The 21,116-nt window shown below is 70.8% G+C and carries 23 protein-coding genes; 14 read left to right on the top strand and 9 right to left on the bottom strand.

Annotation, left to right across the window (positions count from 1 at the left end; all coding sequences use genetic code 11):
- The first annotated feature begins 35 nt into the window (after positions 1-35).
- A complete protein-coding gene (locus QFW77_RS15575) occupies positions 36-665 on the top strand; it encodes an exopolysaccharide biosynthesis protein (protein WP_280575702.1) in 630 nt (209 codons plus the stop codon).
- A 40-nt stretch (positions 666-705) separates the two neighbouring features.
- Complete coding sequence (locus QFW77_RS15570; RefSeq protein ID WP_280575701.1) at positions 706-1,482, top strand: peptidoglycan DD-metalloendopeptidase family protein; 777 nt, start codon at positions 706-708, stop codon at positions 1,480-1,482.
- Between the two features lie 25 nt (positions 1,483-1,507).
- Here QFW77_RS15570 and QFW77_RS15565 read toward each other — a convergent pair whose 3' ends face one another.
- On the bottom strand, positions 1,508-1,912 hold the full coding sequence (locus QFW77_RS15565; protein WP_280575700.1) for an Mth938-like domain-containing protein: 405 nt from the start codon (positions 1,910-1,912) through the stop codon (positions 1,508-1,510).
- 114 nt (positions 1,913-2,026) lie between these two features.
- Positions 2,027-2,332 carry a ribosome assembly RNA-binding protein YhbY gene (gene yhbY, locus QFW77_RS15560; protein ID WP_280575699.1) on the bottom strand — a complete coding sequence of 102 codons (306 nt, stop codon included), beginning with the start codon at positions 2,330-2,332 and terminating at the stop codon, positions 2,027-2,029.
- A gap of 181 nt (positions 2,333-2,513) precedes the next feature.
- Between yhbY and rlmE the strand changes: the two genes are divergently transcribed.
- The 5 genes from rlmE to putP all read left to right on the top strand — a co-directional run bounded on the left by rlmE (position 2,514) and on the right by putP (position 7,945).
- Positions 2,514-3,146 (top strand): 23S rRNA (uridine(2552)-2'-O)-methyltransferase RlmE, encoded by a 633-nt coding sequence (gene rlmE, locus QFW77_RS15555; protein WP_280575697.1) that lies wholly within the window; start codon positions 2,514-2,516, stop codon positions 3,144-3,146.
- Between the two features lie 30 nt (positions 3,147-3,176).
- A complete protein-coding gene (gene ftsH, locus QFW77_RS15550; RefSeq protein ID WP_280575696.1) occupies positions 3,177-5,084 on the top strand; it encodes an ATP-dependent zinc metalloprotease FtsH in 1,908 nt (635 codons plus the stop codon).
- Positions 5,085-5,173: 89 nt separating this feature from the next.
- Positions 5,174-5,341, top strand: a complete 168-nt coding sequence (locus tag QFW77_RS15545; protein WP_280575695.1) for a glycine zipper domain-containing protein — start codon at positions 5,174-5,176, stop codon at positions 5,339-5,341.
- On the top strand, positions 5,341-6,234 hold the full coding sequence (folP, locus tag QFW77_RS15540; protein ID WP_280575694.1) for a dihydropteroate synthase: 894 nt from the start codon (positions 5,341-5,343) through the stop codon (positions 6,232-6,234). Before QFW77_RS15545 ends, folP begins: the two co-directional genes overlap by 1 nt.
- 199 nt (positions 6,235-6,433) lie before the next feature.
- The gene (putP, locus tag QFW77_RS15535) at positions 6,434-7,945 is read left to right on the top strand and encodes a sodium/proline symporter PutP (protein ID WP_280575693.1); all 1,512 of its coding nucleotides are present in this window, start codon (positions 6,434-6,436) and stop codon (positions 7,943-7,945) included.
- Positions 7,946-7,978: 33 nt separating this feature from the next.
- On the opposite strand, the gene QFW77_RS15530 is transcribed toward putP, so the two are convergent.
- Both QFW77_RS15530 and QFW77_RS15525 read right to left on the bottom strand, forming a co-directional pair.
- A complete protein-coding gene (locus tag QFW77_RS15530) occupies positions 7,979-9,142 on the bottom strand; it encodes a phospholipase A (RefSeq protein WP_425603357.1) in 1,164 nt (387 codons plus the stop codon).
- A 9-nt stretch (positions 9,143-9,151) separates the two neighbouring features.
- A complete protein-coding gene (locus QFW77_RS15525) occupies positions 9,152-9,652 on the bottom strand; it encodes a DUF456 domain-containing protein (protein WP_280575692.1) in 501 nt (166 codons plus the stop codon).
- Between the two features lie 259 nt (positions 9,653-9,911).
- Here QFW77_RS15525 and QFW77_RS15520 point away from each other — a divergent pair, with 259 nt between their 5' ends.
- A complete protein-coding gene (locus tag QFW77_RS15520) occupies positions 9,912-10,121 on the top strand; it encodes a cold-shock protein (protein WP_280575691.1) in 210 nt (69 codons plus the stop codon).
- Positions 10,122-10,199: 78 nt separating this feature from the next.
- On the opposite strand, the gene QFW77_RS15515 is transcribed toward QFW77_RS15520, so the two are convergent.
- Positions 10,200-10,670 carry a glycine zipper 2TM domain-containing protein gene (locus QFW77_RS15515; protein WP_280575690.1) on the bottom strand — a complete coding sequence of 157 codons (471 nt, stop codon included), beginning with the start codon at positions 10,668-10,670 and terminating at the stop codon, positions 10,200-10,202.
- A gap of 167 nt (positions 10,671-10,837) precedes the next feature.
- The gene (locus QFW77_RS15510; RefSeq protein ID WP_280575689.1) at positions 10,838-11,287 is read right to left on the bottom strand and encodes a hypothetical protein; all 450 of its coding nucleotides are present in this window, start codon (positions 11,285-11,287) and stop codon (positions 10,838-10,840) included.
- A 104-nt stretch (positions 11,288-11,391) separates the two neighbouring features.
- On the opposite strand from QFW77_RS15510, the gene QFW77_RS15505 reads away from it, so the two are divergent.
- Entirely contained in the window at positions 11,392-12,222 is an 831-nt protein-coding gene (locus tag QFW77_RS15505; RefSeq protein WP_280575688.1) for a tRNA threonylcarbamoyladenosine dehydratase, read from the top strand.
- Here the strand turns inward: QFW77_RS15505 and QFW77_RS15500 are convergent.
- A complete protein-coding gene (locus tag QFW77_RS15500) occupies positions 12,219-13,004 on the bottom strand; it encodes a TatD family hydrolase (RefSeq protein WP_280575687.1) in 786 nt (261 codons plus the stop codon). The two genes, QFW77_RS15505 and QFW77_RS15500, sit on opposite strands and share 4 nt — an antisense overlap.
- A 5-nt stretch (positions 13,005-13,009) precedes the next feature.
- The gene (locus QFW77_RS15495; RefSeq protein ID WP_280575686.1) at positions 13,010-13,249 is read right to left on the bottom strand and encodes a DUF6116 family protein; all 240 of its coding nucleotides are present in this window, start codon (positions 13,247-13,249) and stop codon (positions 13,010-13,012) included.
- 161 nt (positions 13,250-13,410) lie between these two features.
- Between QFW77_RS15495 and QFW77_RS15490 the strand changes: the two genes are divergently transcribed.
- The 5 genes from QFW77_RS15490 to QFW77_RS15470 all read left to right on the top strand — a co-directional run bounded on the left by QFW77_RS15490 (position 13,411) and on the right by QFW77_RS15470 (position 20,447).
- Positions 13,411-14,199 (top strand): glycine zipper 2TM domain-containing protein, encoded by a 789-nt coding sequence (locus QFW77_RS15490; protein ID WP_280575685.1) that lies wholly within the window; start codon positions 13,411-13,413, stop codon positions 14,197-14,199.
- Positions 14,200-14,328: 129 nt separating this feature from the next.
- Positions 14,329-15,492: an acyl-CoA dehydrogenase family protein gene (locus QFW77_RS15485; protein WP_280575684.1), complete on the top strand. Its 1,164-nt coding sequence runs from the start codon at positions 14,329-14,331 to the stop codon at positions 15,490-15,492.
- Positions 15,492-16,028 carry a GNAT family N-acetyltransferase gene (locus QFW77_RS15480; protein ID WP_280575683.1) on the top strand — a complete coding sequence of 179 codons (537 nt, stop codon included), beginning with the start codon at positions 15,492-15,494 and terminating at the stop codon, positions 16,026-16,028. Before QFW77_RS15485 ends, QFW77_RS15480 begins: the two co-directional genes overlap by 1 nt.
- 81 nt (positions 16,029-16,109) lie before the next feature.
- Entirely contained in the window at positions 16,110-17,588 is a 1,479-nt protein-coding gene (locus QFW77_RS15475; protein ID WP_280575682.1) for an SLC13 family permease, read from the top strand.
- Between the two features lie 555 nt (positions 17,589-18,143).
- Positions 18,144-20,447 carry a thiamine pyrophosphate-dependent enzyme gene (locus QFW77_RS15470; protein ID WP_280575681.1) on the top strand — a complete coding sequence of 768 codons (2,304 nt, stop codon included), beginning with the start codon at positions 18,144-18,146 and terminating at the stop codon, positions 20,445-20,447.
- Between the two features lie 51 nt (positions 20,448-20,498).
- Here the strand turns inward: QFW77_RS15470 and QFW77_RS15465 are convergent, their stop codons facing one another.
- Positions 20,499-20,993 (bottom strand): OmpA family protein, encoded by a 495-nt coding sequence (locus tag QFW77_RS15465; RefSeq protein ID WP_280575680.1) that lies wholly within the window; start codon positions 20,991-20,993, stop codon positions 20,499-20,501.
- Positions 20,994-21,116 lie beyond the last annotated feature (123 nt).

The following is a 21,116-nucleotide window of genomic DNA, read 5'->3' as shown; positions in this document are numbered from 1 at the left end:
ACGTGGGCACGGCACCACCATCCCGGGCCGGCGGAATGGAGGCCGAAGGATCGCTGGGCGAACAGCTCGCCGCGATCGTCGCGCGCCTGCCCGAGGACGGGACGCTGACCCTGTCCGACCTGCTGGCGCAGCTAGGCGACGAAGGCCTGCTGGTGGTGGCGCTCCTGCTGACCCTGGTGTTCCTGATCCCGGTGTCGATCCCCGGCGTGAGCACGGTGTTCGGGGCCGCGATCCTGCTGATCGGCGTGAGCCGGCTGTCGGGGCGACCGCTCTGGGTGCCGGCGCGACTGGCCGGGAAGGCGTTGCCGGCCTCGCGCCTGCGTCCCGGACTGCTCGCGGGCCTGGTCTGGGTCCGCCGCCTGGAGCGGGTCAGCCGTCCCTACCGCCTGCGCGGGCTGGTCGAGGGGCGCCTGCAGGGCATCGTCAACGACCTCGCTTTCATTCTCGCGGCGCTGCTGCTGATGGCGCCGTTCGGCTTCGTTCCGTTCAGCAACACGCTCCCGGCGCTGGCCCTGTTGTTCTACGCTGTGGGCTTCATCCAGCGCGACGGGGGCGCGGTCCTGCTCGGGCACCTCGCCAACCTCTGCACGCTGGTCTATTTCAGCGCATTGATCGGTGGCGGTGGCCTGGCGGTGCGCGAACTGCTGCAGCGGTTCGCGGGCTGAAGCGCCGACGCGACCATCGAACCGGGAGCCCAGAGACCGCATGAGCAGCAACCGCATCGTGTTCCGACTCCTCGCCCAGGCCTGTCTCGCCGCCGTCGCGGCCGGGCTCGTCGCCTGCGGGTCCAGCCGGGTGGTGCGCGAAGGCGGCGGATCGACCCGGGCCTCCACGCCCAGGCCCGGACAGGTCGCCACGGTGAAGCGCGGAGACACCCTCTACCGCATCGCCGTGAACAACGGCATCAGTGCGCTCGACCTGGCGACCTGGAACAGCATCTCTCCCCCCTACACGATCTACCCAGGCCAGCGCCTGCGGCTGTATCCGGGTTCCGGGCGCCGCGCCACGCCGCCGGTGGCGACGCGTCCGGGCGCGTCGCGGACGCCTTCGAGGGCCGGCGGCTCGACGCCTCCGGCCACGACGCCGGCAGTGCCGTCCGCGGCACGGAGCACGGTGACCTGGCGCTGGCCCGCCGACGGCCAGATCGTGGCCAGGTTCGCCGCCGGCGATCCCACCCGGCAGGGCATCGGCATCGCCGGCAACGGCGGCCAGCCGGTGCGCGCAGCGGGCGACGGGGTGGTGGTGTATTCCGGCTCCGGGCTGGTGGGGTACGGCGAACTGATCATCGTCAAGCACGACGAGCGCTGGCTGTCGGCGTACGGCCACAACCGCGCACGGCTGGTCAACGAGGGCGAACGGGTGCGCGCCGGCCAGCAGATCGCGGAGATGGGCCGCAGCGGCGCCGCCCGCGACATGCTGCACTTCGAGATCCGCCACGACGGCAAGCCGGTCGACCCCATGGCGCACCTGCCGCGGCGTTGAGCCCGGCTCGCCCGGGATCGCCGGATCAGGAAGGATCCCGCCGGGGCGCGCCGGGCGCGGGCGCCAGCACGAATCCGGCGACCACCCTGCGGCCCTCGCCGGCCAGCACCTGATAGGTGCGCGCCGCGGCCGCGTTGGTCATGCTTTCAAGGCCGATGCCCCGGGACAGGCATGCGGCCATCACTGCGGGCGGCGGAAAGGCCTGGTTTGCGCCGGTGCCGAGCAATACCAGTTCCGGCGCCAGCGCCAGCAGCGGATCCAGGTCGGCCGGGACCATGGCCGCCGCGTCGCGCACCGGCCATGCCTCGATCAGCGCGTCCGGGGCGACGATGAAGCTCGCGCGCAGCGCGCGGTCGTTGACCAGCGCCGAACGGCCATCGGCGGCGCGGAGGAAGAATTCGAAATCGGGCTTTTCGAGGGTGAGCTGCATGGAGGGCGAGGGTGGCGACCCGGCGGAGGCCTTGCGTGGATGGATGGTAGCGGCGGGACGCCCGCCCGTGCATGGGCCGGCCCCGGGCCGGCAGCGCGCGCCGTGGCCGTGAAACTAGGGCCTGGGCAGCACGATCTGGCGCTTGTCCCTGGAGGGGCGGTAGAGCACCGCCACGTTGCCGATGCGCTGCACCAGCGCCGCGCCGCAGCGGGCGGCGAGGTCCGCCACCATCGCGTCGCGCGCCTCGCGGTCGCCGGCCGCCACCTTCACCTTGATCAGCTCGTGGTGCTCCAGGGCGCCATCCACCTCGGTCACCACCGCACCGGTCAGTCCCTTGCCGCCCACCTGCAGGATCGCCTTGAGCCCGTGGGCCTGACCGCGGAGAAATCTGGACTGGGCGGCGGTCAGGGCGATACTCATGCGGTGCGACGGGAGCGGAAGGATCTGCAGGGTATCATGGCGCCCCGACGCCCCAGCGGCGGCCGCCGCCCCTGCCGATGCCTCCTCGCGCCCATTCGCCGGTCCCTCGCTCTTCCCCGCGCCAGTCCCGGCAGGTGGGCGGCGGGGCCGGTTCCAGGTCCGGTTCCGGGCAGAGCTGACCGTGCCGCCGCGCAGCAAGAGCAGCCAGCGCTGGCTGAAGGAACATTTCTCCGACCCGTACGTGAAACGGGCCCAGGCCGAAGGCATGCGCTCGCGCGCCGCGTACAAGCTGGAGGAGCTGGTGGCCCGCGACGGCCTGCTCAAGCCGGGCATGACGGTGGTGGACCTGGGCGCGGCGCCCGGGGGCTGGTCGCAATGGGTAAGGCAGGCGATGGGAGAGCGGGGCCGGGTGGTCGCGCTGGACATCCTCGAGATGCCGACGCTGGCGGGGGTGGAGTTTCTTCATGGCGACTTCAGGGAGGATGCTGTCTTATCGTCCCTTGAGACGCTGCTGGGCGGGGACCGGGTCGACCTTGTGTTGTCGGACATGGCCCCCAACAAGAGTGGCATGGACGCGGTGGATCAGCCGCGGGCGATGCACCTGGCGGAACTGGCGATGGACTTTTCCGGCCGCCAACTCCGCCCCGGCGGAGCCTTTCTGGTCAAGCTGTTCCAGGGCGTCGGATTCGACGACTACGTCCGCGAACTGCGCCGCCGCTACGACAGGGTGTCGATCCGCAAGCCCTCGGCGTCGCGCCAGCGTTCGCCGGAAGTCTATGCGCTGGCGCAGGGCAAGCGGGCACAGATGAAGTAGCATGGCGCCGAAGCGCCCGAGAAGGAATCCATGAACGATCTGGTCAAGAATCTGATGCTGTGGGTGATCGTCGCCGTCGTGCTGATGGTGGTGTTCCAGAGCTTCAGCCCGCGCACCGCCGGCACCGAGGAGGTGATGTACTCCCAGTTCATGGAGGAGGTGCGGTCCGACCGCATCCAGAAGGTCGACATCGCCGAGGACGAGCGCACCATCACCTTCCACCGCAAGGACGGCGCCACCGGGACCGTGATCGCGCCGCGCCGCGACGAACGCATGGTCGACGACCTGATCAACCACGATGTCGAGATCAATCAGGCGCCGCCGTCCACCGGCCCGTCGTTTCTCTACATCCTGATCAACTTCCTGCCGGTCCTGCTGATCATCGGCTTCTTCTTCTTCATGATGCGGCAGATGCAGCAGGGCGGCGGCAAGGGGGCGATGTCGTTCGGCCGCTCCCGCGCCAAGTTGCTCAGCGACGACCAGGTCAAGGTCACCTTCGCCGACGTCGCCGGCTGCGACGAGGCCAAGGAAGAGGTGGAGGAGCTGGTCGAGTTCCTGCGCGACCCTTCCAGGTTCCAGAAGCTGGGCGGCAAGATCCCGCGCGGCGTGCTGATGGTCGGCCCCCCCGGCACCGGCAAGACCCTGCTGGCCAAGGCGATCGCCGGCGAGGCCAAGGTGCCGTTCTTCTCGATCTCCGGCTCCGATTTCGTGGAGATGTTCGTCGGCGTCGGCGCCAGCCGCGTGCGCGACATGTTCGAGCAGGCCAAGAAACACGCGCCGTGCATCATCTTCATCGACGAGATCGACGCGGTCGGCCGCCACCGCGGCGCCGGCCTCGGCGGCGGCCACGACGAGCGCGAGCAGACCCTGAACCAGCTGCTGGTGGAGATGGACGGCTTCGAGGGCGGCGAGGGCGTCATCGTGATCGCCGCGACCAACCGCCCCGACGTCCTCGACCCGGCGCTGCTGCGGCCCGGCCGCTTCGACCGCCAGGTCGTGGTGGGGCTGCCCGACGTCAAGGGACGCGAGCAGATCCTCAAGGTGCACATGCGCAAGGTGCCGCTGGACGACGACGTGCAGCCGCTGGTGGTCGCGCGCGGCACGCCGGGCTTCTCCGGTGCGGACCTGGCCAACCTGGTGAACGAGGCGGCGTTGTTCGCCGCGCGCGAGAACGCGAAGGAGGTCCGCATGGACCACTTCGACCGCGCCCGCGACAAGATCCTGATGGGCGCCGAGCGCCGCTCGATGGCGATGAGCGAGGACGAGAAGACCCTCACCGCCTACCACGAGGCCGGGCATGCCATCGTCGGCCGGCTGGTGCCCGAGCACGATCCGGTCTACAAGGTCACGATCATTCCCCGGGGCAGGGCGCTGGGCGTGACCATGTACCTGCCGGAAGGCGACAAGTACAGCTTCAACCGCACCGCGATCGAGTCTCAGCTGTGCTCGCTGTACGGCGGCCGCGTCGCCGAGGAGCTGATCTTCGGCGAGGACAAGGTCACCACCGGCGCCTCCAACGACATCGAGCGCGCCACCAAGATGGCGCGCAACATGGTCACCAAGTGGGGACTGTCGGACGAGATGGGGCCGATCGCCTACAGCGAGGACGAGGACGAGGTGTTCCTCGGGCGTTCGGTCACCCAGCACAAGTCGGTCTCCGACGACACCGCGCGCCGGATCGACGAGGTGGTGCGCGGGATCCTGGACAAGGCCTACGGCCGCACCACCAAGATCCTCACCGAGAACATCGAAAAACTGCACGTGATGGCCAAGTTGCTGCTCGAGTACGAGACCATCGACGTGCCGCAGATCGACGCCGTCATGGAAGGCCGCGAGCCGCCGCCGCCGATCGGCTGGAACCGTTCCGGCAAGGACGACAGCGACAAGGGCGGCAACCGGCCGCTGCCGCCGATCGGCGGTCCGGCGGAGCAGACCTGACCGGCCCCGCGCGGTCCGCGGTCCCGGGTTGCAAGCCGGGACATCCAAGGCCAGAGTCCGCTCTGGCCTTTTGCGTGGAGGACGTCACGATGACGGAAGCCCGAAACGGCGAGCCGCATGCCCTGCCGCTGGGCGCCGGCGTCGCCATCGGCGTGGCGATCGGTGTCGCCCCCGGCACGGCGATGGACAATCCGGCGGTCGGCATCGGGATCGCGCCCGGCCCGGCGATGTGCCGCCGCGGCGGCGGGAAGGTCTGATGTTCGACGTCACTCCCCGCCTCGACTGCGGCGGCCGGGCGCTGAAGCTGGACCGCCCCCGGGTGATGGGGATCGTCAACGTCACCCCGGATTCGTTCTCCGACGGCGGCGCCTACCCGGACGCGGAGGCCGCGGTCGCCCACGGGCTGCGGCTGGCGGCGGAAGGCGCGGACCTGCTCGATGTCGGCGGCGAGTCGACCCGCCCCGGCGCGACCGAGGTGCCGCTGGAGGAGGAGCTGCGCCGCGTGGTCCCGGTGATCCGGCGCCTGGCCGGGGAGACGGCGCTGCCGATCAGCATCGACACCTCCAAGCCGGAGGTGATGCGGGCGGCGGTCGAGGCCGGCGCGGGAATGATCAACGACGTGTACGCGCTGCGCCGCGCCGGCGCGCTGGAGGCCGCCGCCTCGCTGGGTGTGCCGGTGGTGCTGATGCACATGCTCGGCGAGCCGGGCTCGATGCAGGATGCGCCCGTCTACGACGATGTCGTGGCGGACGTGCATCGATTCCTCGCCGAGCGCATCCTCGCCGCGGAGATGGCCGGAATAGCGCGGGCGAGGATCGTGGTCGATCCCGGTTTCGGCTTCGGCAAGCATGCCGGCCACAACCTGCTGCTGCTCGCGCAGCTGCGGCGGCTTTGCGAACTCGGGGCGCCGCTGCTGGCCGGGCTCTCGCGCAAGCGCACCATCGGCGAACTGACCGACCGGTCGGAGCCGGCCGCGCGCGTCCACGGTTCGGTCGCGGCGCACCTGATCGCGGTGCAGCGCGGCGCCCGGATCGTACGGGCCCACGATGTCGCCGCCACGGTGGACGCATTGCGGGTCTGGGAGGCGGTGGCGGCACAGCCGGAGCCGCGCGCCGCGGCAGCCGCGCCGGTCTGGCCGGGCGACGCCTGAGGCGCTGGCGAGAATCTCGCCAGACCGGGCCGCGGCCGCGCCACGCCGCGGCCGGCGCCACTTGTCCACAGCTTCGTACGCGCAGTTGTCCACAGTCGCTGTGGATGGTTCGGGCTGAACTCGACGGCCGCCTGCGTTAGGCTGGTCTATTCGCGGCGCGATCGGCCGCCGCCCATGCCTACCCGAGGAGCCTCCGCCCATGCTGGCAGCAAGCACGCCGCTCATCGTCATGTTCACCGTCTACCTCGCGGCGATGGTGCTGATCGGCTTCATTGCCTGGCGCTCGACCAAGAACTTCGACGACTACATTCTCGGCGGGCGGCGGCTGGGGCCTGGGGTGACGGCGCTGTCGGCCGGCGCCTCGGACATGAGCGGCTGGCTGCTGATGGGGCTGCCCGGCGCGATGTACCTCGGCGGCCTGTCCGAGGCCTGGATCGCCATCGGCCTGGTCGGCGGCGCCTGGCTCAACTGGAAATACGTCGCCGGCCCGCTGCGGGTCTATACCGAGCGAACCAGCAACGCGCTGACCCTGCCGGACTTCTTCACCAGCCGTTTCCAGGACCGCGGCCGCGCCCTGCGGGTGCTCTCGGCGACGGTGATCCTGGTGTTCTTCGCGGTCTACTGCGCTTCCGGCGTGGTCGCCGGCGCGCGCCTGTTCGAGAGCGTGTTCGGCATGCCCTATGCGCAGGCGATCTGGTGGGGCGCCGCGGTGACCATCCTCTACACCCTGGTCGGCGGATTCCTGGCGGTCAGCTGGACCGATACCGCGCAGGGCACCCTGATGTTCTTCGCGCTGCTGCTCACGCCGGTGATCGTGATGATGCACGTCGGCGGGTTCGAGGCCGCCATGGGGGCGATCCGCGGCGTCGATCCATCGCGGCTGGACTGGTTCCGCGGCGGCCAGCTCGGCTGGGTCGGGATCGTGTCGCTGCTGGCGTGGGGGCTGGGCTATTTCGGCCAGCCGCACATCCTGGCGCGCTTCATGGCCGCCGACAGCATCGCCACCATCCCGGTGGCGCGGCGGATCGGCATGGGCTGGATGACCCTGTGCCTGGCGGGTTCGCTGACCGTGGGCTTCCTGGGCATCGCCTACTACGCCGCCAACCCCGGCGCCGCCGGGCCGGTCGAGGCCAATGCCGAACGCGTCTTCATCAGCCTGGTCGAGCAGTTGTTCAACCCATGGGTCGCCGGCATCATCCTCTCGGCGATCCTGGCGGCGGTGATGAGCACGTTGTCCAGCCAGCTGCTGGTGTGCTCGAGCGTGCTGTCGGAAGATTTCTATCGCGGCTTCCTCCGCAAGCAGGCGGGACAGTACGAGCTGGTCTGGGTCGGCCGTGCCAGCGTGCTGCTGGTCGCGCTGCTGTCGCTGTGGCTGGCGCGCGATCCTGACAGCCGGGTGCTGGGGCTGGTGTCCTACGCCTGGGCCGGTTTCGGCGCCGCGTTCGGCCCGGTGGTGCTGCTGGCGCTGTTCTGGGGCCGCATGACCCGCAACGGTGCGCTGGCCGGCATGGTGACCGGGGCCGCGACCGTGATCTTGTGGAAGCAGGTCGCGATCGGACGTTTCGGCTTCGAGCTCTACGAGATGGTGCCCGGCTTCGCGGCGGCGACCGCCGCGATCATCGTGGTCAGCCTGCTCGGTCGTGAACCGCCGCAGGACATCCAGGCGACCCACGAGCAGGTCCGGGCTTCGTTGCGCGAGACCGGCTACTAGCGTCCATCGACGCTGCTGGAGCGCCGGTAGCCGCTAGAACCATTCCTGCAGGGAGATGCCCAGGCCGATGTAGGTGGCGCGGTGGTTGTAGTCGATCAGGCTCTCGCCGTAGCCGTCGAACAGCTGCACGTGGCCGCGGAACGCGCGGTGGATGGGGAAGCCCCAGTCGAACTGCAGCGCTCCGTGCGAGCGGTCGCCGCCGCGCAGCGAGTGGCGCGCCATCAGCGAGAACTGGTGGCCGCCGCGCACATGGACCAGGGTGAGGTCGCCGCGGCCCATGTAGTCCTCGATGTCGGGATTGTCGTCGTCGCTGCCGTCCGAGATCCGCACCCAGGGACGGACCATGAGCGCCCAGTCCTCGCGATCGAAGCCGAAGTTGAACATCACCCGGTTCCAGCTGCGCGACAGCGGGTCCTCGCGACCGTTCGACTGGTGGTTGATGCCGATCGCCGACATCCGCCCGTGCCAGCCGCCCGGCAGGCTGTAGCCGTTGCGGAACACCAGCAGGATCTCCGGCTCGTAGTTGGTCTCGCGGAACGGGCGCGAGGACTCGCTGTTGTAGATCTGCCAGCGCGAGCTCTGGGTGTAGCCCATCCACAGGTCGCCGTTGTCGCCGAACAGGTTCTCCAGCGCCTTGGTCTTGAAGCTGAGCTGGAACTTGGCCTCGAGGTTGTCGATCTGGGCGGGTTCGGTGACGGTGTTGTCCGGGTTGGGAGAGCGCGGTGCGGGATTGGTGTCGGTGGTCCAGAAGGCGGGCAGCAGGTAGACCGGCTTGTAGGCGCGAAAGTTGAACAGTCCGAGCTTCGAGTCGCGCGCCAGCTCCCAGCGGGTGTCGAGCAGCGAACCCTTGCCGACGTTGGCGATGGCGGCGCGGATCGGGTCGCTGTCGTCGTGTGCGAACAGCTCGGACAGCCGGTTGGCGGCTGCCTGTTCGGAGCCGGCAACGGCGGTGTCGCCACCCGGGCCCGCCGCCGGCACCGAATCCTGCACCTGCCTGGCCTGTTCGGCGGCGGCGTCGGCGGTGGCGGGATCTAGGGCGGTGCGCTGCATCGCCTCGTCGTAGCAGGCCAGGCGCATCGGATCGTTCTCGATGGCGAGGCAGGCCTCGAGCGCCGCCGCCGGGTCGGCGGCGCGGGCGGTCCAGGATGCCAAGGAGAGGGCGATGGCGGCGGCGAGCGCGGCGGAGTTGCGGGTCATTGCGAATCCTCAGGTGAACCAGGCCAGGGCGAAGATGCCGATCATCGCGCAGGCGAGCATGAGCTTCAGCGCCACGGCCACGACGATGCCGATCCAGGTGCCAGCGCCGACCCGGGTGGCATGGCCGAAGCCGCGCGGGTCGACCCGCCGCCGGTGCAGCAGCTCGCCGGCCATCGCCCCCAGAAACGGCCCGACGAACACCCCGACGATGCCGAAGAACAGTCCGGCGAAGGTACCCACCACCGCGCCGACCAGTGCCGTACGGCTGGCGCCGACGCGCTTGGCGCCCATCGCCGTGGCCCAGAAGTCGACCAGCACCGAAAGCAGGGTCAGGACGCCCAGCGCGACCAGGGCCGCCGCGCCGACCTCGGCGAACCCGCCTGCCCAGGCGGCGAGCACCATGCCGGCGAACACCAGCGGCAGGCCCGGCAGGGCCGGCAGCACGGTCCCGGCGAGCCCGGCAAGCACCAGGACCAGCGCGATCGCATACCAGATTGACTGCGGTTCCATGGCTTTCCGGAAGGGGCGGGATGATCGCGGAGGGTGGCCGGGAAAGGCCGTGGGACGCGATTGCATTCTGGCAAATGCCGGGGTAATTTGCTCGCGCTGTGTTTGTCAAGGTCACCTGAAACGTGGCCTGGGTGCAGTCGATCCGCGCTCCCGGTCTCCGGCCAGCCACATCGCGGTTCCCGCTTCCTCCTTGCAACCAGCCGCCGGCATCGGTGCCGGTCGATCCTACAGAGCAGCGATCAGTTCCAGGGAGTGATGCATGTCAAACCGCGAGATCGGTACCGTGAAGTGGTTCAACGACGCGAAGGGTTTCGGCTTCATCAGCCGCGAGAGCGGCGAGGACGTGTTCGTGCATTTCCGCGCGATCCAGATGGAAGGGTTCAAGAGCCTCAAGGAAGGGCAGAAGGTGAGCTTCGTGGTCGTCCAGGGGCAGAAGGGCCTGCAGGCCGACGCGGTCGAATCTGCCTGAGCCACCGGCCGGCCGGAGGGCCGGCAACGAAAAAACCCGGCCGCGAGGCCGGGTTTTTCATGTGGCCGGCGGCGAGAGTCAGCGCGCGTAGGCCCGGCCGTTCTGCACCCGCACGTAGCTGCCCTCGCGCAGGCCGCCGATCTCGGCCTGGGACAGCACCATCGTGCGGCCGTCGTCCATCCGCACGTGCACGTTGTAGGTGCCGCTGCCCTCGACCCGGTTCTGGATCGCATTGCCCGCGACCGCACCGGCGATCGCGCCGCCGGCCGTGGCGACATTGCGCCGGCCCTCGCTGTCGGTGTTGCGACGCGCGAGCTCCTTGCCGGCGACCGCGCCCACCACGCCGCCCAGCAGCGGGCCGGCGATGTTCGGCTTTCCGTCGTTGGTGCGTTCGATGCGGGTCACGGTGCCGCAGTCGTAGCAGGAACTGCCGTAGCCGGATTGCGGGGCGCTCCCGTATCCGCTGCCGTAGCCCGGGGAGGTGCTGGCGCAGCCGGCCAAGGCCAGGGCGGCTGCGATCGCGGCGGTGCCGATCAGTCGGGTCTTCATCGCGTCTGTCTCCGGATTGGATATCGGGAAAGGGAGCCGGCCAGCGGCCAGTGCTCCACGAGGCGAGCCTAGGAGTGTCTTCGTGAACACCCCGACAATTCGCGGCCTGCCGGCACGGGCCGGCAGGCCCGGTGCAGCCGGGGTTCAGCGCGCCGGGCCCGGTGCCGTCAGCCGCGGAAATCGCGGTGGCAGCTGCTGCAGGATTCGCCGATCTCCTTGGCCGTGGTGCCCAGCCCGGCGCAGTTGAGCGGCGGGGACGCCAGGGCATCGTCCAGGGTGGCGCGCATGCCGCTGGCATGCTGGGCGAAGCGGCGGTCCTCGCGCAGATCGGGAAACGCCGGCTCGAGGTTGTCGCTCATGGTCCGCAGCGCGCGCAAGTGCGGCAGGATGTCGGTCGCGCCGCAGCGGTTTTCGTCGACGCGGCTGCGCAGCTGCTCCAGGTGCCACTGCTGGACGTGCATCACGCTGTCGGGGAAGTGATCGGCCCGGGCTTCGAGCGCGCGAACCACCATGACCGTGGCGACCACGCCGACCGCCAGGCCGAGCAGGAACAGGAACAGGTAGCGGCCGGCTGCGGACGGCCTGCGGGTGGTGGTGTCGTCGGGTGAGGTCGACATGGCTGGCTCCGTGCGTTCGGCGTGCTGCCGCCAGGGCGAACATAGCACGCCGGCGCGGCGGCCAGGCGCCGCCGAGCGCGAGGCGCCGCCGCTAGACTATGTGCATGGATCAGGACTGGAGCGATCGCTTTTCCGGCATCGACCGGCTTTACGGGCGCGGTACGGTGGCGCGGCTGGCGGGCGCACGGGTGGCGGTGATCGGGCTCGGCGGGGTCGGTTCGTGGCTGGTCGAAGCGCTGGCCAGGAGCGGCCTGGGACACCTCACCCTGGTCGACGCCGACGACCTGTGCCTGTCCAACACCAACAGGCAGCTGCCGGCGCTGCTCGGCCAGTACGGGCGCGGCAAAGCCGAGGCGATGGCGGAACGCTGCCTGGCGATCAGCCCGCGCATGCAGGTGGAGCCGGTTGCGGCGTTCCTGACCCCGTCGAATCTCGATGTGCTGCTCGACCGCGGCTTCGACCTGGTGGTCGACGCCTGCGACAGTTTCCGCAGCAAGGTCGAGGCGATCGCATGGTGCCGCCGGCGCAAGCAGCCGGTGATCACGGTCGGCTCCGCCGGCGGCAGGATCGATCCTGCACTGGTGCGGGTGCGCGATCTCTCGCGCACCGAGCACGACGCGATGCTGGCGCTGGTGCGCAAGAAGCTGCGCGCCGAGTTCGGCTTCCCGCGGGGCCCGAAGCGCTACTTCGGCGTGGCCGCCGTGTACTCGCTGGAGAACGTGCGCTATCCCCAGGCCGACGGCAGCGTCTGCGGGCTGCGGCCCCGGCTGGATCCGGATGCGGCGCTCAAGCTCGACTGCGGCGCGGGGCTCGGCGCGGCCACCCACATCACCGGTGCGTTCGGGTTCGCCGCTGCCGGCAAGGCACTGGAACTGCTGTTGCGAAAAGGGGCGCGGATCGATGCCCTGCCCGAAAGGCCGGCGGGGAACGCCTAGGGCTGCGGGGCATCCGCCAGCCCGAACAGCCCGGCGGCATTGGCGCTGGTGACCGTGGCGATCCGGTCGGGGTCTTCGCCGCGCAGTTCGGCGACGGTCTCCAGTACCCGCCGCAGCCGCGCGGGTTCGTTGCGCTGGCCGCGGATCGACGCATCCGGCTGGTCCGGGGCGTCGGTCTCGAGCAGCAGCCGTTCGAGCGGCATCCCGGCCACGATCCGGTGCAGGCGCTTGGCGCGATGGTAGGTGAGCGGACCGCCGAGGCCGATCAGGAAGTCCAGCCGCCACAGCTGCCGGGCCTGCTCTTCGCTGCCGGCGAAGCTGTGCACCACGCCGCGCAGGCCGCCGACCCGCCGGATCGCCATGATCACCGCCTCCACCGCGCGGCGGGCGTGGACGATCAACGGCAGGTCGAACTCGCGCGCCAGCTCCAGCTGGCCTTCGAAGTAGCGCTGCTGCGCGGCGCGGTCGAGCCCTTCGATGTAGTGGTCCAGCCCGCATTCGCCCACCGCCACCGGGCGTTCGCGGCCGAGCCAGTCGCGCAGCTCGTCCAGGTGCTCCGGGCGATGGTGTTCGAGAAAGGTGGGGTGCAGCCCGTAGGCGGGAGACAGGCCGGGCGCCGAGTTGCAGACTTCGCGCAACCGCGGCCAGGCGGCGGCGTGCGTGGCGGGCACCACCTGGCGGGTGACGCCCGCCTGCACCGCGCGCGCGACCACGGCAGCGCGGTCGCCGTCGAATTCGCCGGCATCCAGGTGGCAATGGGTGTCGACGAGCGCGGGCGTCACGGTGCTCAGCGGCGGCGCGTGGCCTGACCGTCGATCGGTGGCCTGGGCGCGCCGGCGCTGCGGCCGCGATCCTTCCAGTTGGCGAGCAACAGGGTGCCCAGGCCCAGCAGCAGTTCGTCGACCAGGGGGATCGGATCGGGGACCAGCACGGTCAGCAGGAACAGCCCTCCGGTGACGGCGAACAATCGCGGGTAGCTCAACCTGGCGAACCAGCGCATCAGCGGGGCGAGCAGAAGAGTGCGCATGACGGGCTCCGCAGTTGGATGGCGGTCACGCTAGCACGCCGCCGGTGGCCGCCGTGTTCATGGCCGACTCAGTCTGGCTAGGCGTGGGCTGCCCTCTGTTCAGGTTGGAAATGTTCGAATCGCGTCGACGATAAGGGGGGATCGCCCCGAGGAGCGCGAAGATGAAGAACAACACCCTGGCAATCGCACTTGCGTCTCTCCTGGTCGGCGGCGTCGCCGTCGCCGCGTTCCAGAACAACGGCCGCGAAACCGCCGAGGCGGAGACCGCGCTCTCCGGCGAGGCGGCGGCGGGCGAAGCGGGCTTCGAAGAGGCCGGCCGGCTCGAGTACGCGGACGTGTTGAATGCTGTCGCCGTGACCGAGCAGCAGGACCTCTACGCCACCGTGATCGGCAGCGAGCCGGTGAGCGAAACCACCACCAGCAGTTCGCCGCGGCAGGTCTGCGAGGACGTGGTGGTGCAGGAGCGCCTGCCGGAGCGCGACGGCAACGTCGGCGGCACCGTCGCCGGCGCGGTGATCGGCGGCCTCGTCGGCAACCAGGTCGGCGGCGGCAACGGCCGCAAGCTGGCCACGGCGGCCGGCGCCACCGCCGGGGGCTTCATCGGCAACCGCGTCGATCGCAACCACGTCGGCGGCCGGGTAGTCGAGCGCGTCGACCGCCAGTGCCGCACGGTGCAGGACACGTCGCAGTCCTCGCGTGTGGTCGCGTACAACGTCACTTACCGCAATCCCGACGGCAGCACCGGGACCCTGCGCACCGACAGCAAGCCGGCCGAGAAGATCAAGCTCGGCACCGAGGAGGTGCCGGTGGCCTGGGACGTGACCTATCGCTACGATGGCCGCGAGCGCACCGTGCGCATGGCCCAGGAGCCGGGCGACCGGTTGCCGGTGCTCGATGGGCAGGTCGTGACCCAGACCGCGGCGCTCGACGACGCTCCATCGCGCCAGTAGCGGTCCGGCGCGGCCGGGCATGTGGAACCCCCACGGGGCCGGAGCGATCCGGCCCCGTTCCTTTTGCGGGATGCGGCCAGCCGCGCGCAGGGCGATACAATGGCGGTTTCCCCGACCGATCCCGCGCCCATGGCCCTGCATCCCTACGATCTCTACGATGTCCGTTCCCTGCTCAGCGACGAGGAACGCGCGGTCCAGGACAGCGTGGCGCGGCTGGTGGACGAGCGCGTGCTGCCGATCATCGGCGACTGCTTCGACCAGGGACGGTTTCCGAAGGAGCTGATCCCGGAGCTCGCCGGCCTCGGCCTGCTGGGCGCGACCCTGCCGGAGGAGTACGGCTGCGCGGGCCTGAATTCGGTCAGCTACGGGCTGATCTGCCAGGAACTGGAGCGCGGCGATTCCGGCATCCGCAGCTTCGCCAGCGTGCAGTCCTCGCTGTGCATGTACCCGATCTTCGCGTACGGCAGCGAGGAGCAGCGGCGGCGCTGGCTGCCGGACATGGCCGCGGGCAAGGTGATCGGCTGCTTCGGCCTGACCGAGCCGCAGGGCGGCTCCGACCCGGCCAACATGAAGACCCACGCGAAACGCGACGGCGGCGACTGGGTGGTCAACGGCTCGAAGATGTGGATCACCAACGGCAACCTGGCCGACATCGCCATCGTCTGGGCGCAGACCGACGACGGGATCCAGGGCTTCGTGCTCGAGAAGGACTTCGCCGGGTTCAGCGCGCAGGAGATCAAGCACAAGATGAGCCTGCGCGCCTCGGTGACCAGTGCGCTGTACTTCGACAACGTGCGGGTTCCCGATGCCAGCCGGCTGCCCAACGTGAAGGGTCTGAGGGGGCCGCTTGGCTGCCTGACCCAGGCCCGCTACGGCATCACCTGGGGGCCGGTCGGCGCGGCCATCGCCTGCCTGGACGAGGCGTTGAACTATTCGAAGGAGCGGATCCTGTTCGATCGCCCGGTGGCCGCGACCCAGAGCGCGCAGCTGAAGCTGGCCGACTGGGCGCGCCGCATCACCTCGGCGCAGCTGCTGTCGCTGCAGCTCGGCCGGCTGAAGGACGCCGGGAAGATGCAGCCGACCCAGGTCTCGCTGGCCAAGTGGAACAACTGCCGCATGGCGATCGACATCGCCCGCGAAGCGCGCGACCTGCTGGGTGGCGCCGGGATCACCACCGAACACTGCCCGATCCGCCACGCGCTCAACATGGAGTCGGTGATCACCTACGAGGGCACCGAGACGGTGCACCAGCTGGTGGTCGGGCGCGAATTGACCGGCATCAACGCGTTCTGATGACCGACGTCCGCATCGAAACCGAACGCCTGCTGCTGCGGCCGCCGCTGCAGCAGGACTTCGAGCGCTATGCCGAGCTGTACGCCGACGAGGAAGCGGCGCGCCACGTCGGTGGCCACGTGCCGCGGGCGATCGCCTGGCGCAAGTTCCTGACCATGGCCGGCGCGTGGTCGATCCAGGGGTTCGCGATGTTCTCGGTGATCGAGCGCGCCGGCGGCCGCTGGCTGGGCCAGCTCGGCCCATGGAAGCCGGACGGCTGGCCCGGCAACGAGGTCGGTTGGGCGTTCCATCCCGATGCGTGGGGAGCCGGCTACGCGACCGAAGCGGGCGTGGCGGCGATGGACTGGGCGTTCGACCGGCTCGGCTGGGAGGACGTGATCCACTGCATCGCACCGGCCAATGCGGCCTCGAAGCGGCTGGCCGCACGACTGGGGTCGGGGCTGCTGCGCAGCGGCCGGCTGCCCGCGCCCTACGATGCGGAGCCGACCGAGATCTGGGGCCAGGACCGCGCCGCATGGCGCGCGCGGCCGCGCTGAGCCGCAGCGGCCGCGGACGCCGCGCAGCATGACCGGGTTCGGGCGCGCTGCTATGGTGCGCGAACCCGGCGGAGAGTGCGGATGCAGCCCAGCGCGGAATCGGAGCGAAGGCCCGGCCGCCTGGGTCGGGCGGCGCGCTGGCTGGGGCCGCTGCTGGGCCTGGCGACCTGGGCGCTGATCCCAGGAGCGGAAACTGCCGGCCTCGATCCAGCCGGCCGCGCGACCGCTGCGGTCGCGGTCTGGATGGCGGTCTGGTGGCTCGGCGAGGCGCTGCCGCTGGCGGCGACCGCGCTGCTGCCGGTGGTGGTGTTCCCGCTGCTCGGCGTGCTGTCGCCGGCCGAGGCCGCGCGGCCCTACGCCAGCGACATCATCTTCCTGTTCATGGGCGGCTTCATGCTGGGCCTGGCGATGGAACGCTGGGGCCTGCACCGACGCATCGCGTTGCGCATCCTGCTGCTGGTGGGGACCTCGCCGCGGCGGCTGGTGGCGGGTTTCATGGTCGCCACGGCGTTGCTGAGCATGTGGATCTCCAACACCGCGGCCGCGATCATCCTGCTGCCGGTGGGGCTGTCGGTGGTGGCGATGCTGTTGCGCGAGGGGGCGGAGGTGCCGGAGCGCGAAGCGCGCGTGTTCGCCACCGGGCTGATGCTGGCGATCGCCTATTCGGCCTCGATCGGCGGTTCGGCGACGCTGATCGGTTCGCCGCCGAACCTGGTGGTGGCCAGCTACGCGCGCGAGCGCCTGGACTGCGACGTCACCATGCTGTCGTGGATGCGCTTCGGGGTCCCGGTGATGCTGGCGTTCCTGGCGCTGGCCTGGCTCTATCTGACGCGGCTGGCGTTTCCGGTGCGGATCCGGCGGCTGCCGCAGGGAGAAGCGCAGGTGCGCGCGATGCTCGGCGAGCTGGGGGCGATGGCGCGGGGCGAGCGCGTGGTGCTGGGGGTGTTCTCGCTGACCGCGGCGGCGTGGGTGCTGCGGCCGCAACTGGCGGCGTGGCTGGGTGTACCCGGGCTGACCGATGCGGTGATCGGGATGGCCGGGGCGCTCTCGCTGTTCCTGATCCCGGTGGGCGGCGGGCGGGCGGCGCTCGACTGGGAGACGGCGGTGCGGCTGCCGTGGGGGGTGCTGGTGTTGTTCGGCGGCGGCCTGGCGCTGGCGGCGGCGATCGGCGCGCACGGGGTCGATGGCTTCATCGCCAGCGGGCTCTACGGGCTGGCCGGGGCGCCGATGCTGCTGGTGGTGTTCGCGGTGACGGTCCTGGTGGTCTTCGCTACCGAGCTGACCAGCAATACGGCGATCGCGACCGCGTTGACGCCGGTGCTGGCAGCGGCGGCACTGGGGCTGGGGGTGCCGGCGATGCCGCTGCTGGTGGCGATCGGGCTGGGGGCGAGCTACGCGTTCATGCTGCCGGTGGCGACGCCGCCCAACGCGATCGTGTTCGGTTCCGGGCACGTCACGACGGGACAGATGGCGCGCGCCGGGATCGCGCTCAACATCGTCGCGGTGGTGCTGGTGACGCTGGCGGCGCGGTGGGCGGGTGCGGGCCTCTGCTCGGGCTGAGAGCCGGGGTCCGGGGCCCGGGGCGGCAGTCCGGCGGGATTTCGAGTCGCTCCCCGATACTCGCTTGGTCGAAATCCCACCGGACCGCCGCTGGATACCGTGCGGGTGGCTGCCGCTTGGTTGAGCAGTTGGATGGGTCGCTGTGCTTTCGGTTGCGGAACGGAGGACGCGGGGCGGCAGTCCGGCGGGATTTCGAGTCGCTCCCCGATACTCGCTTGGTCGAAATCCCACCGGACCGCCGCTGGACACCGCGCAGGGAGTGCGGCGCATCGGAGCGGGCGCTCCGAGGGAGCGCCGACTGCTCTCTCGTGCGGTCCTACGGCTGCAATTCGGAGCCACGATCCGGATCCTCGAAGGGCGGGGAGGGACCGCTCGTGGGAGCGGCCCATGGCCGCGAAGGCCGCGGGTGGCCCCGGTGGGCTCGGCGGAGATTCCGGGCAGGTCCCGCCGCGGACTTTCGCGTGCATGGAACGCTCCCGCGGCACCGGCCGGGTGGCGGCACCGGTGCGCCGGGTATAGGAGAATAGGCGGCTTCGACCGCCGCCCATGCACACGATGACCTTCCGCCCCGTGCCCGATCCCATCCCCGCGCGGATGCGCGGCCTCAACCGCGCCGAGATCTGCGACGTCAATTTCAGCGAGTTCGTGCGCGACTGGCAGCGCCCGGTGGGCGCGGCCCCGGCGGATGATGCGCCGGTGCTGCCCGGCAGCGCGCTGGACGCGCGGGGCTTCGTGGAGCTGCTCGAGTCGCAGCTGATCAGCCGTCATCTCGACCTGATGGCGCGGGTGCTGCGGGTGCAGAACAAGGTCTTCTACACCATCGGCTCGAGCGGTCACGAGGGCAACGCGATGGTCGCGCGCCTGACCCGCCACACCGACCCGGCGTTCCTGCACTATCGCAGCGGCGGGTTCATGGCCGAGCGCTTCCGCAAGCTGCCGGGCATGGACCCGGTGATGGACTCGGCGCTGTCGTTCGCCGCCAGCAAGGACGATCCGGCCAGCGGCGGACGGCACAAGGTGTGGGGAAGCAAGCCGCTCTGGGTGCTGCCGCAGACCTCCACCATCGCTTCGCACCTGCCCAAGGCGCTGGGGACGGCGATCGCCGTCGAGCAGGGGCGGCGGATCGGCCACGCGCTGCCGGTCCCGGACGACAGCATCGTGGTGTGTTCGTTCGGCGACGCCAGCGCCAACCACGCCACCGCGCAGGCCGCGTTCAACGCCGCGGCCTGGACCGCCTACCAGCGCCTGCCGGCGCCGGTGCTGTTCGTGTGCGAGGACAACGGCATCGGCATCTCGGTCAAGACCCCGGACGGCTGGATCGCGCGCAGTTTTTCCGGGCGCCCGGGCCTGGACTATTTCGCCGCCGACGGGCTGGACCTGGCCGCGGGCTACGCCCAGGTGCGCGAGGCGGTGGAGCACTGCCGGCGCACCCGGCGGCCGACCTTCCTGCACCTGCGCACCACACGGCTGATGGGGCACGCCGGTACCGATTTCGAGATCGAGTGGCGCGCCATCGCCGAGCTGTGCGCGGTCGAGGCGACCGATCCGCTGCTGCGTTCGGCCACCATCGCCCTGGAGTCCGGACTGCTGTCGAAGGATGCGCTGCTGGCGCTGTACGAACAGACCCGCGCCCGCTGCTTCGCCGCTGTCGAGGATGCCGACCGGCGTCCGCGCCTGGCGACCCTCGAGGAAGTGGTCGCGCCGCTGGCGCCGTACACCCCCGAACTGGTCCGGGGGGAAGCCGAGCGCTTCGACCACGCGGTGGCGCGCGCGGCGGTGTTCGGCGGCGAGGACAAGCTGCCGGAGAAGCTGGCGCCGCGGCACCTGGCGATCCAGATCAACAACGCGCTGCACGACCTGTTCGCCAAGTACCCGGAGGCGCTGCTGTTCGGCGAGGACGTGGCCCAGAAGGGCGGGGTGTACACCGTCACCAAGGGCCTGCAGAAGGCCTTCGGCGCGCGCCGGGTGTTCAACACCCTGCTCGACGAGACCACCATCCTCGGCCTGGCGCAGGGCTACGCCAACATGGGCATGCTGCCGTTCCCGGAAATCCAGTACCTGGCCTATTTCCACAACGCCTGCGACCAGATCCGCGGCGAGGCCGCCAGCCTGCAGTTCTTCAGCAACGGCCAGTACCGCAATCCGATGGTGATGCGGATCGCCTCGCTCGGCTACCAGCGGGGCTTCGGCGGCCATTTCCACAACGACAACTCGATCACCGCGCTGCGCGATATTCCGGGGCTGGTGGTGGGCTGCCCCTCGCGCGGCGACGACGCGGCGATGATGCTGCGCACGCTGGCGGCGCTGGCCAAGGTCGACGGGCGCGTCTGCGCCTTGCTCGAGCCGATCGCGCTGTACATGACCAAGGACCTGTACGAGCCCGGCGACGGGCGGTGGCTGACGCCGTACCCGGAGCCCGACCGGGCGCTGGCGTTCGGCGAGGAGCGCGTCTACGCCCCGGAAGCCGCCGATCTGGCGATCCTGACCTTCGGCAACGGCGTGCCGATGAGCCTGCGCGCGGCGCGCGCCATCGAAGCCGCGCACGGCTGGCGGGTGCGGGTGGTGGATCTGCGCTGGCTGCTGCCGCTCAACGACGCGGCCATCGCCCGCCACGCCGGCGAGTGCGCGCGCACGATCGTGGTCGACGAGGGCCGGCGCAGCGCCGGGGTGGGGGAGGGCATCCTCGCCGCGATCGTCGAGGCGGGGCTGGGCGACAGGCCGCTGCGGCGGGTGGTGGGTGCGGATACCTTCACCCCGCTGGCGGGCGCGGCGTTCCTGGTGATTCCGTCGGAGCAGGACATCGTCGCCGCCGCGGCGGAGCTGGCAGGCTCCGCCGCGGTGGCGCCCGGGAGCGGCTGACACCCGGGCAGCCAAGGAGGCGCGCCGATCCCCGGGGAGGCGCGCGCCGCTTCAGTCGGCGAAATGCACCCGTACCTCGACGCGACGGTTCGGCGCCAGGCAGTCGATCACTTCCTGGCCGCGATCCCCCTCGCATTCGACCATCGGCTCGACGCTGCCCCGCCCGACCGCGGTGATGCGGTCCTCGGGGACGCCACGGTCGATCAGGTACTCACGAACCGCCTCGGCCCGCTGCGTGGACAGGCGCAGGTTGCCCTGGTCGCTGCCGATGCGATCGCTGTGCCCGATCACGTGCACGATCTCGAGGGGACGCCCCGAGGTGAGGCGCGTGGCCAGCTCGTCCAGCGCCCGCTGGCCTTCGGGGCTGAAGTCGTCGAGGCTGGACTTGCCGAAGGCGAACAGCCCGTCGGCGCCCAGCTTCTCGAGGAACGACGAAGGCGCCGGCGGCGGTGCGGCGGGTTCCGGCGGCGGCGGTGGCGTGGTGGTGCAGGCGGACAGCGCGAGTGCGGCCGTGGCGACGGCCGTGAGTGCGAGATTGCTTTTCATTTCCCCTTCCTCTGGATGCGATGGCAGTTGTTGCCCGATCGCCTCCGCGTCGCCCTCCCTGCGCGTCGCGGCCGCCGGCTCGGTGCCTCGCGGGGCGACGCGGAGACGGCCGCTGCGGCGGCT

The sequence above is a fragment of the Luteimonas endophytica genome, from assembly GCF_029887875.1.
Classification (GTDB): domain Bacteria; phylum Pseudomonadota; class Gammaproteobacteria; order Xanthomonadales; family Xanthomonadaceae; genus Luteimonas; species Luteimonas endophytica.
This window is presented reverse-complemented; position numbering and strand designations above follow the sequence as displayed.

Coding starts and splice junctions, on each gene's coding strand:
- QFW77_RS15575 (WP_280575702.1), top strand. CDS start 36: ATGGAGGCCGAAGGATCGCTGGGCGAACAGCTCGCCGCGATCGTCGCG.
- QFW77_RS15570 (WP_280575701.1), top strand. CDS start 706: ATGAGCAGCAACCGCATCGTGTTCCGACTCCTCGCCCAGGCCTGTCTC.
- QFW77_RS15565 (WP_280575700.1), bottom strand. CDS start 1,912: ATGCAGCTCACCCTCGAAAAGCCCGATTTCGAATTCTTCCTCCGCGCC.
- yhbY (WP_280575699.1), bottom strand. CDS start 2,332: ATGAGTATCGCCCTGACCGCCGCCCAGTCCAGATTTCTCCGCGGTCAG.
- ftsH (WP_280575696.1), top strand. CDS start 3,177: ATGAACGATCTGGTCAAGAATCTGATGCTGTGGGTGATCGTCGCCGTC.
- QFW77_RS15545 (WP_280575695.1), top strand. CDS start 5,174: ATGACGGAAGCCCGAAACGGCGAGCCGCATGCCCTGCCGCTGGGCGCC.
- folP (WP_280575694.1), top strand. CDS start 5,341: ATGTTCGACGTCACTCCCCGCCTCGACTGCGGCGGCCGGGCGCTGAAG.
- putP (WP_280575693.1), top strand. CDS start 6,434: ATGCTGGCAGCAAGCACGCCGCTCATCGTCATGTTCACCGTCTACCTC.
- QFW77_RS15530 (WP_425603357.1), bottom strand. CDS start 9,142: ATGACCCGCAACTCCGCCGCGCTCGCCGCCGCCATCGCCCTCTCCTTG.
- QFW77_RS15525 (WP_280575692.1), bottom strand. CDS start 9,652: ATGGAACCGCAGTCAATCTGGTATGCGATCGCGCTGGTCCTGGTGCTT.
- QFW77_RS15520 (WP_280575691.1), top strand. CDS start 9,912: ATGTCAAACCGCGAGATCGGTACCGTGAAGTGGTTCAACGACGCGAAG.
- QFW77_RS15515 (WP_280575690.1), bottom strand. CDS start 10,670: ATGAAGACCCGACTGATCGGCACCGCCGCGATCGCAGCCGCCCTGGCC.
- QFW77_RS15510 (WP_280575689.1), bottom strand. CDS start 11,287: ATGTCGACCTCACCCGACGACACCACCACCCGCAGGCCGTCCGCAGCC.
- QFW77_RS15505 (WP_280575688.1), top strand. CDS start 11,392: ATGGATCAGGACTGGAGCGATCGCTTTTCCGGCATCGACCGGCTTTAC.
- QFW77_RS15495 (WP_280575686.1), bottom strand. CDS start 13,249: ATGCGCACTCTTCTGCTCGCCCCGCTGATGCGCTGGTTCGCCAGGTTG.
- QFW77_RS15490 (WP_280575685.1), top strand. CDS start 13,411: ATGAAGAACAACACCCTGGCAATCGCACTTGCGTCTCTCCTGGTCGGC.
- QFW77_RS15485 (WP_280575684.1), top strand. CDS start 14,329: ATGGCCCTGCATCCCTACGATCTCTACGATGTCCGTTCCCTGCTCAGC.
- QFW77_RS15480 (WP_280575683.1), top strand. CDS start 15,492: ATGACCGACGTCCGCATCGAAACCGAACGCCTGCTGCTGCGGCCGCCG.
- QFW77_RS15475 (WP_280575682.1), top strand. CDS start 16,110: ATGCAGCCCAGCGCGGAATCGGAGCGAAGGCCCGGCCGCCTGGGTCGG.
- QFW77_RS15470 (WP_280575681.1), top strand. CDS start 18,144: ATGACCTTCCGCCCCGTGCCCGATCCCATCCCCGCGCGGATGCGCGGC.
- QFW77_RS15465 (WP_280575680.1), bottom strand. CDS start 20,993: ATGAAAAGCAATCTCGCACTCACGGCCGTCGCCACGGCCGCACTCGCG.